This window comes from Shewanella sp. ANA-3, from assembly GCF_000203935.1.
GTDB lineage: Bacteria > Pseudomonadota > Gammaproteobacteria > Enterobacterales > Shewanellaceae > Shewanella.
Map to the genome: position 1 here is coordinate 2,780,195 of NC_008577.1, position 17,769 is coordinate 2,797,963.

The following is a 17,769-nucleotide window of genomic DNA, read 5'->3' on the forward strand; positions in this document are numbered from 1 at the left end:
GAACAGGGAAATAAGGTTCAATACGCCTGCATACGTATGCAAAACAGGCTATCATTAGACTTGTCAGATTAAGATTAAATTAACCCTTTACTAACATAAGGTTGCGTTGAATTACTCGGAGATAAAATCGGAGTTTTTTTGGCCGAAATCCCCGTTTTGGCAGGCCTCTGACCTATTGAATACGTATGCACAATATTGTGAGGCCAAGATCCTCGGGAGTAGTATCTTCACCGTTGCATAACAATTTGGTCATAAACGCAGCACTTATGCAGTCAATTAAGCGCCGAAATACCAAAAAAAGGCCGCAAAAACAATGCGGTAATAACGATAAAACGCTCTACATAAGCGGTAAAAAGCGACTTCAAGGGGAAGATAGAAATGATGCGATTTAAACCCAGCTTGCTGACCTTAGCACTCGTTGCTGCTGGCGCCAGTATGCACTCCTACGCAGCAGATGATGTAAAAGAAAAAGACCTAAAAGCCAAAGATGCCGAAATTGAAGTAATCCAAGTTAAAGGCTTCAGAACCAGTGTGATCAAATCGCTTAATGAAAAACGTTTTGGCGATACCGTATCTGAATCTATCTCTGCCGACGATCTCGGCGCCCTGCCCGACCAATCTATCGCCGATGCGTTAACCCGTTTACCGGGCGTGACCGCTGTTCGTACTGGCGGTCAAGCCAGTGGGCTGAATATCCGTGGTCTGGATGGCGATTTCGTGTTTGCCACCCTCAATGGCCACGAACAAGTGACCACTGGCGGTAAACGCGCCATTGAGTTTGACCAATATCCATCTGAATTAATCAGTCAAGCGGCAGTTTATAAAACCCCGAAAGCCTCGCTGATCGAAGGCGGCGTGGCCGGTACGGTTGAATTAAAAACCGCCGATCCGCTAAAGAATGACAAAGACCAATCATTCAATATCAATGCCCGTGGCAGCTTTAACGATCGCGCCGATGAAATCTCCGATGCCGAGCAATACGGCAATCGTTTAAGTCTTGCTTATCAAGGTAAATTCCTCGAAGACACCTTAGGGGTTGCAGTGGGCTATGCTCACCTGTATCAACCTTATGTTGCGAGCCAATTCATTGGCTTACGTTTTAATGATGACAAAAAAGACGTTAACGGTGACGGTGTAACCGAAGCGATCAGTGAAGGTTTTGAACTGCAACAAAAAGGCGGCGACGACACCCGTGATGGCTATATGGCGGCTATTCATTGGCAACCGAGTGATAGCCTGAGTGTGAAAGGCGATCTGTTCCACTCTAAATTTACCTCTGAAAACTTTGCCCGTGGTTTCCGCGTGAAATCATTGAAAAATGGCACCATCAGTGATGCCGTTGTCGAAAATGGTTCTATGACTGGTGGTACTGTTTCTGTAGGTACCGATAGTACTGATGACTTTTCTATTTTCGTAATAAACGATAATGACTCCAAGTACTCAGAATTGACTTCAGGCTCTATAAACCTTGAGTGGAATAATGGCGGCGCACTGACAGTGGCGGCCGATGTCAGCTATTCCAAAGCCGATGGTGAATTCGTTAACGGTGGCACCCGCGCTATATTATACGATGACATTGGTAATGAAGTACGCTCAGCTGAATCAGTTACTTATCAACTGAATGGCTTAAGTCCTGCGGATGTCAGCTTTACTAACGACTACACCAATACCTCGACCCTAGGTCTAAAAGAAGTGGGTATGTGGCCCTATAATCAGCAAAACGATCTGATTGCCTACAAACTCGATTTTAACTATGTCCTAGACACCAGCTTTGTCTCTTCTGTTGATTTTGGTGTGCGTTATGCTGAGCGCGAGTTTAATGCCCAACGTTCACAGGCAGGTTACGGTTTTGAATATGATAAAAATCCAAGTAACCAACCAGTCCTCGCACTTAACGGCGATATGGCCAAAGTGGTTGATTTTGGAGGAGAACTCTCAGGTTACCCAAGTTTCCTCGCCATTGACTTTAATAAAGCACTTGAGTTGGTAAATGCACAACTGGCAGCAACTGGCCAATCACCCTTCACCCCCACGGCGAACTGGTCAAATAACTGGACCATGATCCAAAGCGGCGCGGTCAATGAAGATGTATTAGCTGGCTACGTGCAGGCAAATTTAGACTTTGATATTGGTGACGTTAAAGTCACAGGTAACCTGGGTGTGAGAGTGGTACACACAGATCAAAGCAGTACAGGTCTGCAACAGGTAGGTTATGGTTTAGGTGAAGCTATTACCGATGAGCAAGGTGTCGTGAGCACGGATTATATCCGCAATGAAGTTGGTCAAACCTATACCGATTACCTGCCATCACTGAACTTGACCTTCCACCTGACTGAAAACGATCAACTGCGTTTTGCTGCAGCCTCTGTGATGTCACGTCCTCCGATTAACAAGTTAAAGTCGGGTATGGGATCTTGGTACGATAATGCCTCCACAGAAGGATATAAAAAGTACAATGCATGGGGTAACACCAGTCCGTTATTAGATCCTTTCTATGCGGATCAATATGACTTGTCCTACGAGCACTACTTTGAAGAGTCTGAAGGTGCGGTCGTTATTGCCTTGTTCTATAAAGATATTAAATCTTTCATCAACGACTTCACCATTCAAAACTACGATTTTGAAGCGAATGGCTTTATCGTGCCCGATACCATTATCGACAATGGCGTTGAATTCCCAGTTGTAAAAAATGAAGGGCAATATCAAACAGCCATCAACAATGACAACGGCGGTTATATCCGTGGTATCGAGTTAGGCTATACCCAAGTGTTTGATTTCCTACCGTCACCTTTAGATGGTTTAGGTTTCACTGGTAGCTATTCCTATTCAGACAGCGAAGTCGAATTCACCACAGACTTAAGCGGTTCTAACCTGACCATTCCATTACCAGGTCTGTCTGAAAACGTGCTGAACACTACCCTGTTCTACACCTTGGATGGTTTCGATACCCGTGTGAGCATGAGATACCGTAGTGGCTATGTATCAGAGCAAGTGGCGGTTGAATCTCAACTGGCATTCTTCGATGCGGAAACGATTGTGGATTATCAGGCCTCTTATGCGCTGGATAATGGCCTAAAGTTCCTGTTCCAAATCAATAACCTCACCGATGAACCGAGCAAAACTTACTTTGGTGAAGAGCATCAAACCGGGACAATTCAATACTTCGGTAGACAATATTTCCTTGGTTTAACCTACTCTCTGTAAGCTGTCATCGTAAAAGCCTGTTTCACTGTGAAGCAGGCTTTTCTTTTTACCCATAATAATAGTGAGATGATACGCCGCTCTTTATTTCTAAAGTCACACTTAACACCTCACCCGATAAAGGCCCATAGTATGATACGTCACAGTCTACTCTTCGCCCTTGTGTTAACCGCCTCTTCTCCCTTATATGCTCTAGCACAGGCCAGTCATAGCCCCGTCAGCAGTACAGCATCTTTGCATCTCGAGCCGCTCTCTTGGTGGGCGGGCATGCATAATCCTAAGCTGCAATTAATGCTCCACAGTGATGCCCTGCCCACGGATGCTGCGCAGCTTAAGGTTGAGATTACTGGCCAAGATGTGTTGTTTGAAGGGATTGAACAGACGGATAATCCCCATTATTTGTTTATCAATTTAGACTTGCGCCAAGCCAAACCCCAGACCTTTGATATCCGCATTCTCGCTGGCGATAAGCAGCTCTTACAACTGCCCTACACTTTAGCGACACGGGCAGAAGGTAGCCGCGAACGCCAAGGCTTCAACAATAAAGATGTAATTTACCTTATCACTCCAGACAGATTCGCCAATGGCAACCCAAGCAATGACAATCAGAGCGATATGCTCGAGCATGCGGCGCCTGATAATTCCGATGGTCGCCATGGCGGCGATATCGAAGGTATACGCCAGCACTTAGACTACTTAGCTAAACTGGGCGTCACTCAGTTGTGGATCAACCCACTGCTTGAAAACAACCAAGCCCAATACTCCTACCATGGTTACGCCATGACCAATCTTTATCGGGTCGACCCGCGTTTTGGCAGTAATCAGGATTATCAAAGGTTAGTCACAGAGGCCAAACAGCATGGTCTTGGGGTGATTAAAGACGTGGTGCTTAACCATATCGGCTCAAACCATTGGTGGCTAAAAGATTTACCGAGCAGTGACTGGCTCAATGTCCCGCAGCAGCCCAATGCAACTGACACCCAAACGGCTCCTGCGGCCAGTTCTACCAGCCTCAGTTCTACCAACCTGGGCTTTACCAGCCATAGACGCACCACAGTGCAAGATCCCTACGCCGACATGCAGGATAAAAGAGATTTTGTTGACGGTTGGTTTGTCGATTCGATGCCCGATCTTAATCAACGCAACCCAAAGCTTGCCACTTATCTTATTCAAAACAGCATTTGGTGGGTGGAATACGCGGGGCTTTCGGGCATTCGTGAAGACACCTACTCCTACGCCGATAAAGCCTTTTTAACCCAATGGACTAAGGCATTAATGGCAGAGTACCCACATTTTAATATTGTCGGTGAAGAGTGGACCGCCAATCCCATAACTGTCTCCTATTGGCAAAAAGGCAAAATCAATGCCGATGGCTATAGCTCGGATTTACCGAGCCTGATGGACTTTCCACTCTATGAAAAGCTGCTTGAAAGCCTGAACGAGCCTGAAGGCTGGGATACAGGTTTTATCAAGCTTTACGAGATGTTAGCTAATGATGTGGTGTATGCGACCCCAAGCCAGTTAGTCCTCTTTGAAGGCAACCACGATACCAATCGGATTTATAGTCTGCTGAAAGAAAACCTGCCGCTGTACCAAATGGCCCTCACCTATGTGTTAACGGCCAAACGCATTCCACAGCTGTTTTACGGTACCGAAGTGTTGATGACCAGCCCGACCGAAGGCCGCCACGACGGTGTAGTGCGTAGCGATTTTCCGGGTGGCTTTGCCAATAACAAGGTCAACGGTTTTAGCGGTAAAGGGCTAAACGCAAAACAGCAGCAAGCGCTTGCGTTTGTGCGTACTCTACTCAATTACCGTAAGCATTCAACCGCACTGCAAACAGGCGATTTACTGCACTTTGTGCCGCAAAACGGCATTTATGTGCAATTTCGATGCGTTGCCAAACAGGCTGCAGCGGGCAATGCCTGCTACCAAGCCGATACGGATAAAGTGATGGTGATTTACAACAAGAATGACCAAGCACAAACCCTGGATTTAAGCCGCTTTAGCAAGGTATTGGCAGGCAATACTTCGGCTAACTCAGTCCTCTCTGGTGATAAGTTAAAGCTGAATCAATCACTTGTTCTGCCCCATGCTGGCGTTATGCTGCTTGAACTCAATCATCAATAACCCATATTCAATTAAGCAGCTAAGCATGCTTAGCTAACAGCGCGGCCAAACCATAGTTTGGCCGCCAAGTCAGTAAAGGAACCTAGGTTGAATTTTCTATTATCTAACAACAGCAAACGTGGCACTTATCGCTGGCATCAGGGATTAACCCTACTGGCACTCAGCAGCATTAGCACCTTTAACGCCATGGCCGCTCAAGCAATCACTACTCAAGCAACGGCGTTACAGGCAGTAGCGGCTAAAACTATGGCTGCCAATCCAAATGTAGGCGAAGGCGAAATGCTGCCAGCCCATCACCATGGCGAGCAAGCAAATAAGTTTAAACCCGTTGTTTATCAAATTTTTACCCGACTCTATGGCAATAAAAACACCACCAATAAACCTTGGGGCACGATTAGCGAAAACGGTGTGGGTAAATTTAATGATATTGATGATACTGCACTCAAAAGTATCAAAGACTTAGGTGTTACCCATGTGTGGTATACGGGTGTACCCCACCACGCCCTAATTGGCGATTACAGTGCTATTGGCGTAAGTCACGATGATCCCGATGTGGTTAAGGGCCGCGCTGGCTCGCCCTATGCGGTTAAAGATTATTACAACGTAAACCCCGATTTAGCGGTCGATCCCGCAAAGCGTTTACAGGAGTTTCAGGCACTTATCGAGCGCACCCACAAGCAAGGCTTAAAGGTGATTATCGATATAGTGCCCAACCATGTGGCGCGTAATTACCATTCCATCACTAAGCCCGAGGGTGTGCACGATTTTGGTGAAGATGATAATCAAACCCTTGAATATGCAAAGCATAATAACTTTTACTATGTGATTGATAAAAAGCAATCCTCAGGCTTTCAAGTGCCCGATTTGCCTGAGAGCCTCAAACCGTTAGGCGGTGAATCGCATCCCCTAAGTGATGGTCAATTTAAGGAAATCCCCGCCAAATGGACGGGCAATGGCTCACGCCTTGCTAAGCCGGATATGAACGACTGGTATGAAACCGTTAAAATCAATTACGGTGTCCGCCCCGATGGCAGCCATGATTTCCCCGCACTGCCACCAGGTTATGCCACTCTCGGCGCCGAGCAGCACTACGCATTTTGGCAGCAACATAGTCATGAATTGCCTAACTCTTGGATCAAATTCAATCAAATTGCCCAGTATTGGTTAGCGATGGGAGTCGATGGATTTCGTTACGATATGGCCGAAATGGTACCAGTCGAGTTTTGGAGCTATTTAAATAGTCATATAAAACATAGCCATCACGAAGCTTTTATCTTAGCTGAGGTCTATAACCCCGCACTGTATCGCGACTATATTCAGCTCGGCAAAATGGACTACCTCTACGACAAGGTCGATCTTTACGACACCCTCAAAGCCATTATGGCAGGGCAAAAAAGTACCGCGCAGATCGCCGCGGATCAGGCCAAAGTACATGATATCGACACGCATATGCTGCATTTTTTAGAAAACCACGACGAGCAGCGCATCGCCAATGCCGCCTTTTTAGGTAGTTTAAGTGGTAATGCCTCTACGGATGCGGTCGATCCCCGCTACGCCCTGCCCGCAATGGTGGTGTCAGCAACCTTAAGTACCTCACCCACCTTGATTTATTTTGGTCAAGAAGTAGGAGAAGCGGCGACGCAAAACCTAGGCTTTGGCCATGCTTCGCGCACCAGTATTTTTGATTATGCGGGTGTTCCCGCCCATCAGCGCTGGATGAATCAAGGTAAATTTGATGGCGGCCAATCAACCACGGCAGAAGTCGCGCTGCGCACCTACTATCAAAAATTATTGAACCTCAGCACAGGGAAAAATGCGCCCGCGCTCTTAGGACAATATGACTCGCTAGATGCTGCTAACCGCAGCGCGGTATCGGCCGCAAAGGCTAGCAATAAGGCTAACAATAAGACAAACAATGGCAGCGCAACGGGTTATGATGACTCAACCTTCGCCTTTGTCCGCTTTGAGGCTAATACCGCCAATAACAAAGGTCAAAAGCTGATTATTGTCAGTAACTTTAGTCAAACCCAAGCCAAGTTATTTTCACTTAAACTGCCCCAATCTCTGATTGCGCAATGGCGGTTAACCGATGCCACCTATCCGCTTAAGGATTTGCTGGAAGACCATGAGGCGCAGTTGGTTGTCGAACAAGGCGAAGGACAAGTTAAATTGCAGCTAGCGCCTCTCTCCACAGCCATTTTTGAACTCGCCCATTAGCCAGATAAGGTAAGATAAAGATCAGAGATCAGCACCAGAGTCACACACCGTTGTGACTCTGGCTTTTTTAAAACACACTAGCGTAAACATCAGTTAAACATCACAAAGGCAAGCCATGTTACTCGGCATTCACCATGCAGCGATTATTTGCAGTAACTATCAAAAGTCCAAACACTTTTATGTGACGATTCTTGGCCTTAGCGTGCTGGCAGAGCATTATCGTGAGGCGCGCCAGTCCTATAAACTCGATTTACAACTGCCGGATATGAGCCAAATCGAGTTGTTTTCCTTCGAGAATCCTCCCAAGCGCCCAAGCTATCCCGAGGCCTGCGGTCTTAGGCATCTCGCCTTTCGCGTTGCATCGATTGAAACGGCGATCGAGCATCTTACGGCCCATGATATCGACGTCGAACCCGTCCGCATCGACGAATACACTGGCAAAAAGTTCACCTTCTTTAGCGACCCCGACGGCTTACCCTTAGAGTTATATGAGCTATACCTGAATCCTCACTGTATTAAAAATGTAAATAAAACAGCGCACTAAAATAGCGTATTCATGTTGCGAATAAGATGAATAAAGCTTAATTACGCCAAGGGAGTTTTAGCAGTAGACTCAATGAAGCGGTGCAGCACTAGCCCATCGTTTGACCAATATGACAGAGTAAAAGGCTGGAGCTTACCAAGGCTAATCACAGAGGAGCTCAAGGTGTTTGATAACCCAACATTATTGTTATGGAGTTTAGTCTTTGGCCTCTTTGGTCTTGGCTTTTTCACCTACGGCAAGCGCCAAGCCGCCCCCATCCCTTTGGCCGTCGGCCTCACCCTGATGATTTACCCTTATTTTGTCACCAATCTCACGCTACTTATCGCTATCGGCATCGCCCTTATCGCACTCCCCTATTTTGTAAGAATATGATTTTAATATATGAAGCTCTAAAAACTAGGAATACGTTGAGATAAGAAAAGAGAAAATTTTTGAGTGACGGGCAAACATGCTGTTCCTACGAATGAGTAAGCCATGGCATTTGCTCGACGACGCGCAGCGAGTCCATCCGTGGATCTAGGGCCGCCCGTCTGATGTGAATGGATTCACGAATGCCGCGATGGCATTTATATCAAAAAACAGCCATGGAGCGGACGGTCGTCTCGCTAATCACCATGGCTCACCTGTTTAGCAGCGGCGTAATCTGTATGTTTTAAAGAAAATATGTGTCTCGTTTTGGGGTAAAAGTGAGTTAGATTCCTAACTATAATTTTCGAATTAAAACTTCTATTGAGATAACGCCGTGCTCAACGGCAGTTTGTAAGTCGTGGCTTTGTGGATTACTTTTGCGCAGCAAAACCACAAACCTGCGACTTACAAACTGCCCAGCGCACGCAGTGCGCGTATTGCAGCACTTTGTTATGTTCTATGACCAAACTAAGCCAACCTCAAAATTTTCAGTAGAACAACAAAACAATAAGCTGCGACCATGACTACTCTGCAATGCAATTAGCTCCCTCATTTCTTCCAACGCATGAACCATATTCAAATAGAAGTCAGGCAATACAACTTTTCGTGGAACATCAATTTCGGATGCATTTACAAGGGCAAAATCTCCAAGTGAGAAGCTTCTGCCTCCATTTGCTTTCCAGTTCCCAGCTGACTCCAGTTCACCTTTTTCGATTGCTTTAAAAAAATATTTTTTCGTGAATTCATTGCTTGACATGACCGACCGTTTAGATGATTCAATTGTATCAATGCAAACTGTCGCAACATGCGATTCATGATCATGGTAAAGAGCTATAGTGAATATATCCAAGTTTCTGGATTTAGCTTTACGTAAACCCTCATAAATAAGCTTTTTGAAATCTTCTTTCATACGACTCCGATAGCGCCAATAAAACATAACGCCCCAATAACCGGCGCGCGGCTTTTTGCGCGTCCGGCGCCGTAGGCGCGAAGTTGATTGGCTTGTTAGAGATCACCTTCTCCTCGAGTGATGTGATGAAACTCAACACACTCGTATGCTTTTGCGTACTCTCGGCACACGTTTGTCCACTGATGGTTAGCATAAAATGCGATGATAATGCTTTTTACTGTCTGGTAGCCTATAGAGAATTCCTCCCGCAACTTATGCTCAAACTCATGCCAGTTGACGGCTTCTCCTGCTTCGAGTTTCTCATCGTACTTTTCAAAAACATCGTGTGCCCGGTTTAAATCGCTATCATCCCAGTCCATTTGGATTACTAGCGCCGGGATAGGATGCTCTCGATAATCTACGCTTTCGGCAAGCATTTTTACGTGATAGCGGAGCTTATCGATTTGTTCTTGTAGCTCAATACTCATTGAGATTTCCCCTCTAGACGAAGATACCGCCCATTCAGTCTGGACACGGAATCCTGCACAAATGATTGAAGTTCAGAAGTAAGACGATTGCAGACCTCTTGGTCCGTCTCCGAACGAAGGGAGAGAAGACGCATTTGGGCCTCCACAACTAGCCCACGAACATCAGCATCTGGTCCATCCAGGTCAATTTGCATTAACGCCGAATCAAATTGAGCTTGAATTGAATCAATCAATGACACACGACCTCTCCCACGAGCGCTTGAAACCGGCTCAACTAAAAGTTTTCTGACTTCACCGAGAGTCCTTTCCAAGCTCCGACTAGCATTGGTCAGATTTAACCTCCGAATGTCTAGAGAAATCTGATCTTTGGTTTTCTTCACGCGAAGAGCAGCGATGAGCGTTACCCCCATGCTTAATATGGTAACCACCGTAGAGGCCAGAGAAATTGTTGCATCAGTTGATAGAGGCATAGTTCTTGTGATCTCTAACATTCTATTCGTGTGCATGCGCGTTTACCTCGTTGGACCAGTGAAAGCGCGCACGGTTAACTTTCTGTATGCAAAGAACTTATCAGCTTTCTGGCAAATACACCATCTGGAAAAACGCGCATGCGCGTTTTACAACCCTATTAACTAAAAGTATTACATTATAGTCAATTGATTTTATAGAGTTTTACTTGTTGAAGATGGAATTGGTGCGCACTGACTTCGTCTTAAAATCATACAAAATAGCTAATTTTATATATGACTGTATACCCATACATTGTTAGTCGATTTCTGGTTGGGCCAAACTTAGGCAAATAGATAAGAATTTGTATGTCAGCAGGAGTGGGAATTTTCGATAGAACTAACGAGCCGAAACTCGTAATGGGGCAAAAAGCTTTTACCCGGATGAACAGTTCAATAGTCGTTAAGATTGCCATCATTACAGCTGTGATCTTAACAGGATGAACATTGTTCTAACTAACCTTCCCTACCCCACCTTACCTATCTGACTAAATAGGCTCAAACCAATCAACTCAACTATTCTCGGCAGATAGTTATACGGCGAAGTGCAAATATGCCCAGTAGCGAAAGGATTAATAGGGATAAACTGCCACCACCGCTATAACCTTGTTTATGTTCAATGGTTGCAATATGTTCTTCTTTCACGCGGGTTTTAAAGCGGGCTAATTCGGCGTCTAAATTAGTGATCATATCGTTTACCGCGAGCTCAAAGCCTTCGGTGGATTTTTCACGTAACACATTGGTGACGCTCACCGCGGTTGACGTGTCGGTAAGTTGATTAATACCGGGCGCTCTGAACAACATCTTTTGGCTGCGCATATCAAATACGGCGGTATCGACAAAGGTTTGGATCGCGTTTTCATTACCGGGCACCATATACATGCCGACTATAGTCCAATACAGCAGTGAAGCCTTATTCTCGCTGCTTTGTAACAGTTGATCGTAAGACACTAGCGCCATCACATCGACATCGTGCAAGCGGGCGACCTGCTGCAAGGTACTAAAACCTTTGCCATTTTTAAGGTAAGTGCTGGGGATTAATTCGATACGATCAATAAAGTCATATTTAACAAAGGATTGTTTCACTTTATCCAGCAAGGCGATTTGCGAGCTGCTATCGAGGGCTTCGAATTGCCAATGGGTGGAAGGTAAAAAGGCAATGCCGACCGTGATGGGAAGACGCAGCACAGGGATACTGGGTTGCTGCGCCTCACGTTGTTTATCGTCGGGATAGAGATATTCAACCAGACTGCTGGACACCACATTTTTTTCGGTGGTGTTACCGTTGAAAAAGGCACTGCAACCACCAAGCAAAATGCTAATCGATGCCAGCGCGCCCACAAGTGCTATGAATTTTGTCTTCATCTGCTTCCCTACCGTATCCTTACTGCGCACAGGCCATGCAACCCGTGCATATTGCCGCTACCTTAGCGAGTCACTGCTGTAAAAACAAGCCGTTAACTTCACATATCGCGCTTTTGTTTGGCTTTTTAAATGCTTAGAAACAACAAAGCCGCATCGGAATGCGGCTTTGGCTTAGATGATTAAAATAATCAGTTGCGCAAATTCATCTGCTTAGGCGTATTTACGCACTTTTTTCAACGCGATTTGCTGCTTTAATGCCGATAAGTGTTCGATAAACACTTTACCGTGTAAATGGTCGATTTCGTGTTGTAAAACAATGGCTAAAAAGTCATCGGTTTCGATTTCAATCGCTTTACCCTGTCTGTCTAAGGCGGTGACTTTGACCTTTTCAAAACGAGTGACTTTTGCGCGGTAACCTGGGATAGAAAGACAGCCTTCTTCACCTACGTATTCGCCTGATTTTTCAACAATCTCTGGATTAATCAGCACTAAGGGTTGATCGCGGGTTTCGGATAAATCGATCACAATCACCGCATCTGTACTGCCCACTTGGGTCGAGGCCAGACCGATACCGTCGTCGGTGTGGTACATGGTTTCGATTAAATCATCGATAAATCCCTGAATCGCTTCAATGTCTTTTACGGGTTGTGCTTTGCGCTTTAGACGCTCATCGGGAATTGTCAGAATATCGAGTACAGCCATGCCTGTTTCATCTCTTAGTGAGTCAAAAAATTTGGCGCTATTATGAACTATTCCTGTGTTTTCTCAATATTCAAAACTAAATAGTTTAATAAAAATCATTACAATCGATTTTTTAGATTTAAATTACAGCAGTATCAACCGTCCGCGATTTCACTTAGGCGGTAATTAACGTTACACTGGCTCACCTCTTTCATGGCTTTATTTGGCATCATCATGCGGTTTGCAAAAGATAAATCTCCACTTTATCGCTACTTAGAGCAAGATAAGGCCGTCACGCCAGACGAAACGAACAACACACAAGAGACACAAAATAAGCTCTCGCCGATGGCGAAGATTTGGCATATTGTCGCGATGATCCCGCCTGGCAAAGTCAGCAGTTACGGCAAGGTGGCCGATTTTGCTGGCTTACCCGGTCGCGCCCGCTATGTGTCAAAGGCGCTCAAATCGGCCCCCGAACATTTGTCACTTCCTTGGCATAGAGTACTCAACAGCCAAGGGAAAATATCCTTCGAAAAGCATTCAGCCCCCTTTCAGGAACAGATGGAATTATTGCGTATTGAAGGCGTTACAGTGAACTGTGGCAAAGTAGACTTGTCTGAGTTTGAGTGGCAACCGGATATGGCAACCTTAGTGATGTCAATCCCCTTCTAGTTTAATATATTGATCTATAAACTGTTTACACCCGATATAGCCTCAGCTATAAACAATTAAGCTTGGCAGTTTAGCCAATGGGATAAACAGTATTAGCCGCAATCTGTTTGCGATATAAAGGAGCATTACTTGCGCACAATTCCAACGTTATTCGTGAGTCTCGCGCTCACCCACAGCGTATTTGCGATGGCGGCGCCAACGCCTTTAACGCCTCAAACTGCTGAATATCAAGTTAATTATGGTGATATTGAGTTGGGTAAGGCCAAGTATCAACTGCCCGCCATCGAGGATGGCGTTTATAAATATCGCTTCGACAGCGACCTTAGCCTGTTATTACTCACCGATGTGCGCCATGTGCTGAGTGAATTTGGCCAAGAGGGTAATCAATTATTGCCAATGCGCTATTTGCATGAGCGCAAAGGTGTTGGCCCAAACTTTGTCGAGCAAACCGCCTTTGCCAAGGCTCAGGGGATGATCCACACCCGTTATAAGGATGAAAAAGGCAAATTCCCCTTTGAAGGCGATATTTTCGACCCTTTAATGGTGCAACTGCAGTTTCGTCTCGATATTAGCGCTGGTAAAGAAGTGCTTGATTATAAGATGATTAAATCCAACGAGCTCGATGAGTATAAGTTCCATGTGATTGGTAAGGAACGGATGACGATTGAGAGCGGCAGCTACGATACGGTCAAAATAGAGGTAGTACGTGACAATCATAAACGCCAAACCTTCTTTTGGATGGCACCGGATTTAGCCTACCTGCCCGTTCGCCTGACGCACTTTGAAAAAGGCAGTAAACAGCTGGATATCAAACTGCTGAATTACCATTTCGATGATGTGCCAGTTGCAGTCGCGCCTGCTGCCGTTGAAGCCGTTGCCGTTGAAACCGAAGTTCCGACAGAGCAGAAAGTGCCTAAGCTTTTAGGCACAGGCGCTAATTAAGCCTTAAACACATTTATCGCTGATTTCAGATAGATTGACTGCTGTTTCTAAGACGCACTAACAGCACAGCATAAAAACACAAAAGGCCAAACGTGAGTGACTCCGTTTGGCCTTTTGTCTCTGATTTAATGCCATCAAATAGAACGACAGTGACAGCGCCCGATTACAAATCGATAAGCAGCTCACCTAAGCGGAATAACTTCCAATTGCCAGGCTGCATCACCTGCCAGTCTTCGTTTTCGGTGAGCGGCCGAGTCGCAATCACAGTCACGACATCGTGTGGTGTGGTTTCTTTATCAAAATCAATCACAACATCGGTATCAATTAATTTTGCCTTGCCAAACGGTGCCCTGCGGGTGATGTAGCAAAGATTGTTACTGCAATAGCTCATCAAATATTCGCCATCACTGAGGATCATATTAAACACCCCAAGGGCGCGGATTTGTTCGGCAAGCGTAGCCACAAACCGAAACACCGCTTGCATGTCCTCTGGGCGACGGTCACCAAACTTGGCAGCAATTTGCTCCAGTATCCAGCAAAAAGCCAGTTCACTGTCGGTATCGCCAACGTTCTGATAACGGGAAACCTGAAACTTCGCCTGATAGTCGCTCAACTGGCCATTGTGGGCATAGGTCCAATAACGGCCCCACAACTCACGGGTAAATGGGTGGGTATTTTCAAGGGAGACACAGCCACGATTAGCTTGGCGAATATGGCTTATCACCACCTCGCTTTTAATCGGATAAGATTTGATCAACTTTGCAATGTGCGACTCACTACTCGGGCAGGCATCCTTAAAAGTACGGCTGCCACGGCCCTCATAGAAAGTGATCCCCCAACCGTCGACATGGGGCCCTGTGACGCCACCACGCTGTGCTAACCCAGTAAAACTAAACACAATATCGGTCGGCACATTGGCGCTCATCGCCAGTAACTCACACATATTTCTCGCCTTTCTTAATCCAAAAATCCACGGTTTTGCATTGTAACTAGTTGATGACATTTGTGGAATGATCAAAGGTGACAAAAAATTTAAACAATTGTTTGAAAAATACTTGTATTAAAACTGCCTTAGGTTTAACTTTTATGCGACACAGGTCAGACCACAAACTATAATTGTGATCGCAATCAACAAAACTCGTTATGACCTGTGATTGGCACTCGGTCATACTTAAGGAGAAATACAGTGACTACCCTACTTTGGATCATCGCCATGATCTTAGTGCTAGGAGCCCTAGCTTACCTTCGGGTATCTTTGCTCACTGCCACTATTGCAGCCGCTGTTGTGATGACAGCCGGATGGACACTCGATGTTGTCGGCCCTATCTCTTGGATTATCTTCCTGGTGATCGCGCTGCCCCTCAATATCAGTGCATTTAGACAAAATGTTATCAGTCGCCCACTGATGAAGACCTACCGTGGCATCATGCCCGAAATGTCTTCTACCGAAAAAGAAGCGATTGAAGCTGGTACCACTTGGTGGGAAGCCGATCTGTTTGCGGGTAACCCAAACTGGAAAAAACTCCACAACTATCCTGTCGCTCGTTTAAGTGCCGATGAGCAAGCCTTCTTAGACGGCCCCGTTGAAGAAGTGTGCCGCATGGTGAATCAACACCAAGTATCACACCAACTGGCTGATTTGCCTGCTGAAGTATGGCAATACCTGAAAGATCACGGCTTCTTCGCCATGATCATCAAGAAAAAATACGGCGGTTTAGAGTACTCAGCCTACGCCCAATCACGCGTACTGCAAAAGCTTGCAGGTTTAAGCAGTGAACTAGCATCCACTGTAGGTGTACCTAACTCCTTAGGCCCTGGCGAACTGTTACAACACTATGGTACGCCTGAGCAGCAAAACCATTACCTGCCAAGGTTAGCCAAAGGTTTAGAAGTCCCTTGTTTCGCGTTAACTAGCCCAGAGGCTGGTAGCGACGCAGGTTCTATCCCTGACTTTGGTATCGTGTGTAAAGGTCAATGGGAAGGCGAAGAAGTCTTAGGTATGCGCTTAACCTGGAACAAGCGTTATATCACCCTAGCGCCGGTGGCGACGGTATTAGGTCTGGCGTTTAAACTGCGTGACCCTGATCACCTGTTAGGCGATAAAGAAGAGCTGGGCATTACCTGCGCGCTGATCCCAACTGACGTTGAAGGCGTTGAAACAGGTCGTCGTCACTTCCCGCTGAACTGTATGTTCCAAAACGGTCCTACTCGCGGTAAAGACGTATTCGTCCCATTAAGCTTTATCATCGGTGGTCCGAAAATGGCTGGCCAAGGCTGGCGCATGCTGGTTGAGTGTTTATCTGTTGGCCGTGGTATCACGCTGCCATCAAACTCTGCTGGTGGCGTGAAAACCGCAGCGCTTGCAACAGGTGCGTATGCGCGTATTCGTCGTCAATTCAAACTGCCGATTGGTAAGTTAGAAGGGATTGAAGAGCCAATGGCACGCATCGGTGGTAACGCTTATTTGATGGATGCAGTGACCTCATTAACCACCACAGGTATCGACCTAGGTGAAAAACCTTCGGTTATCTCGGCAATCGTGAAATATCACCTGACCGATCGTATGCAGAAGTGCGTTATCGATGCCATGGATATCCACGGTGGTAAAGGTGTGTGCTTAGGCCCTAACAACTACTTAGGTCGTGGCTATCAAGCGGCTCCGATTGCGATTACCGTTGAAGGTGCAAACATCCTGACACGTTCGATGATCATCTATGGTCAAGGTGCAATCCGTTGTCATCCTTATGTATTGGCCGAAATGGAGTCAGCGTTTGATACTGAGTCTGGCCAAGGTTTAGCCAACTTCGATGCGGCCATCTTCGGTCATATTGGTTTTGCGACCAGTAACTTTGTCCGTAGCTTCTGGCTAGGTCTGACATCAAGCCGTTTCTCTAACGCGCCATACTCAGACAAAACCAAGCGTTATTATCAACATATGAACCGTTTCAGTGCCAACTTAGCCCTGCTATCAGATTTGGCCATGGCAACCTTAGGCGGTAACTTAAAGCGTAAAGAGCGTATTTCTGCCCGCTTAGGCGATCTGTTAAGCCAGTTATACCTCGCTTCTGCAACCTTAAAACGTTACCAAGATGAAGGCCGTCAAACTGACGATCTACCACTGGTGCAATGGGCGGTTGAAGATGCGCTGTACAAATTACAGGCTTCATTAGACGATTTACTGGATAACTTCCCTATGGGTCTGGGCGGCGTGTTACGTGCCATCATGTTCCCATTCGGCCGTCCACTGAAACGTCCAAGCGATGTGTTAGATCATAAAGTGGCTAAGATCATGCAAACCCCATGTGAAAGCCGTGATCGTTTAGGTAAAGGTCAGTTCTGGACTAACTCTGAGCACAATGCTGTGGGTATCCAAGAGCAAACGCTGAAGGATATTTTGGCCGCCGAACCTTTATTCGACAAAGTCTGTAAGGCCAGCGGTAAGCGTCTACCTTTCATGTGGTTAGATAAAGTTGCCGCCGAAGGTAAAGCCTTAGGCGTATTGAGCGACAGCGAAGTACAACTGTTGGAACGTGCCGAAATCGGCCGTATGAAGTCTATCAATGTGGATGACTTTGACCCAGCTGAGCTGCGCCCAGAAGTCGTCGCAACGACATCACAAGAACGCGCCGCTTAATAGCGAAACTGTACTAGTTGAGCTGTACTAACTAAGCTGTACTAAATAAGTCCATCTAAATAAACAAAAAGGCACTACCTATGTAGTGCCTT

At 46.1% G+C, this 17,769-nt stretch carries 13 protein-coding genes; 8 read left to right on the forward strand and 5 right to left on the reverse strand.

What is annotated here, in order from left to right; translation table 11 throughout:
* Nucleotides 1-378: 378 nt before the first annotated feature.
* From SHEWANA3_RS12185 to SHEWANA3_RS12205, 5 genes are all read left to right on the forward strand, one after another.
* Nucleotides 379-3,204 (forward strand): TonB-dependent receptor, encoded by a 2,826-nt coding sequence (locus tag SHEWANA3_RS12185; RefSeq protein WP_011717244.1) that lies wholly within the window; start codon nt 379-381, stop codon nt 3,202-3,204.
* Nucleotides 3,205-3,333: 129 nt separating this feature from the next.
* A complete protein-coding gene (locus SHEWANA3_RS12190; RefSeq protein WP_041412656.1) occupies nt 3,334-5,331 on the forward strand; it encodes a glycoside hydrolase family 13 protein in 1,998 nt (665 codons plus the stop codon).
* A gap of 87 nt (nt 5,332-5,418) precedes the next feature.
* The gene (locus SHEWANA3_RS12195) at nt 5,419-7,548 is read left to right on the forward strand and encodes an alpha-amylase family protein (RefSeq protein WP_011717246.1); all 2,130 of its coding nucleotides are present in this window, start codon (nt 5,419-5,421) and stop codon (nt 7,546-7,548) included.
* Between the two features lie 115 nt (nt 7,549-7,663).
* Nucleotides 7,664-8,092: a VOC family protein gene (locus SHEWANA3_RS12200; RefSeq protein ID WP_011717247.1), complete on the forward strand. Its 429-nt coding sequence runs from the start codon at nt 7,664-7,666 to the stop codon at nt 8,090-8,092.
* Nucleotides 8,093-8,254: 162 nt separating this feature from the next.
* Entirely contained in the window at nt 8,255-8,464 is a 210-nt protein-coding gene (locus SHEWANA3_RS12205) for a hypothetical protein (protein ID WP_041412657.1), read from the forward strand.
* 493 nt (nt 8,465-8,957) lie between these two features.
* Here SHEWANA3_RS12205 and SHEWANA3_RS12210 read toward each other — a convergent pair whose 3' ends face one another.
* The 4 genes from SHEWANA3_RS12210 to def form a co-directional block, all read right to left on the reverse strand.
* Nucleotides 8,958-9,410, reverse strand: coding sequence for a hypothetical protein (locus tag SHEWANA3_RS12210; protein WP_041412658.1), 453 nt, complete (start codon nt 9,408-9,410; stop codon nt 8,958-8,960).
* Nucleotides 9,411-9,505: 95 nt separating this feature from the next.
* Entirely contained in the window at nt 9,506-9,877 is a 372-nt protein-coding gene (locus tag SHEWANA3_RS12215) for a DUF1878 family protein (protein WP_011717249.1), read from the reverse strand.
* Nucleotides 9,878-10,899: 1,022 nt separating this feature from the next.
* Complete coding sequence (gene rhlP, locus SHEWANA3_RS12225; protein WP_011717250.1) at nt 10,900-11,748, reverse strand: rhombotarget lipoprotein; 849 nt, start codon at nt 11,746-11,748, stop codon at nt 10,900-10,902.
* Between the two features lie 210 nt (nt 11,749-11,958).
* Complete coding sequence (def, locus tag SHEWANA3_RS12230) at nt 11,959-12,450, reverse strand: peptide deformylase (RefSeq protein ID WP_011717251.1); 492 nt, start codon at nt 12,448-12,450, stop codon at nt 11,959-11,961.
* Nucleotides 12,451-12,660: 210 nt separating this feature from the next.
* Between def and SHEWANA3_RS12235 the strand changes: the two genes are divergently transcribed.
* Nucleotides 12,661-13,101: an MGMT family protein gene (locus SHEWANA3_RS12235; RefSeq protein ID WP_166485384.1), complete on the forward strand. Its 441-nt coding sequence runs from the start codon at nt 12,661-12,663 to the stop codon at nt 13,099-13,101.
* A gap of 129 nt (nt 13,102-13,230) precedes the next feature.
* Nucleotides 13,231-14,043, forward strand: coding sequence for a DUF3108 domain-containing protein (locus SHEWANA3_RS12240; protein ID WP_011717253.1), 813 nt, complete (start codon nt 13,231-13,233; stop codon nt 14,041-14,043).
* A 163-nt stretch (nt 14,044-14,206) separates the two neighbouring features.
* Here the strand turns inward: SHEWANA3_RS12240 and SHEWANA3_RS12245 are convergent, their stop codons facing one another.
* On the reverse strand, nt 14,207-14,986 hold the full coding sequence (locus tag SHEWANA3_RS12245; protein WP_041412660.1) for a class II glutamine amidotransferase: 780 nt from the start codon (nt 14,984-14,986) through the stop codon (nt 14,207-14,209).
* 243 nt (nt 14,987-15,229) lie between these two features.
* Here SHEWANA3_RS12245 and fadE point away from each other — a divergent pair, with 243 nt between their 5' ends.
* A complete protein-coding gene (gene fadE / locus SHEWANA3_RS12250) occupies nt 15,230-17,677 on the forward strand; it encodes an acyl-CoA dehydrogenase FadE (protein ID WP_011717255.1) in 2,448 nt (815 codons plus the stop codon).
* The last annotated feature ends 92 nt before the right edge of the window (nt 17,678-17,769 follow it).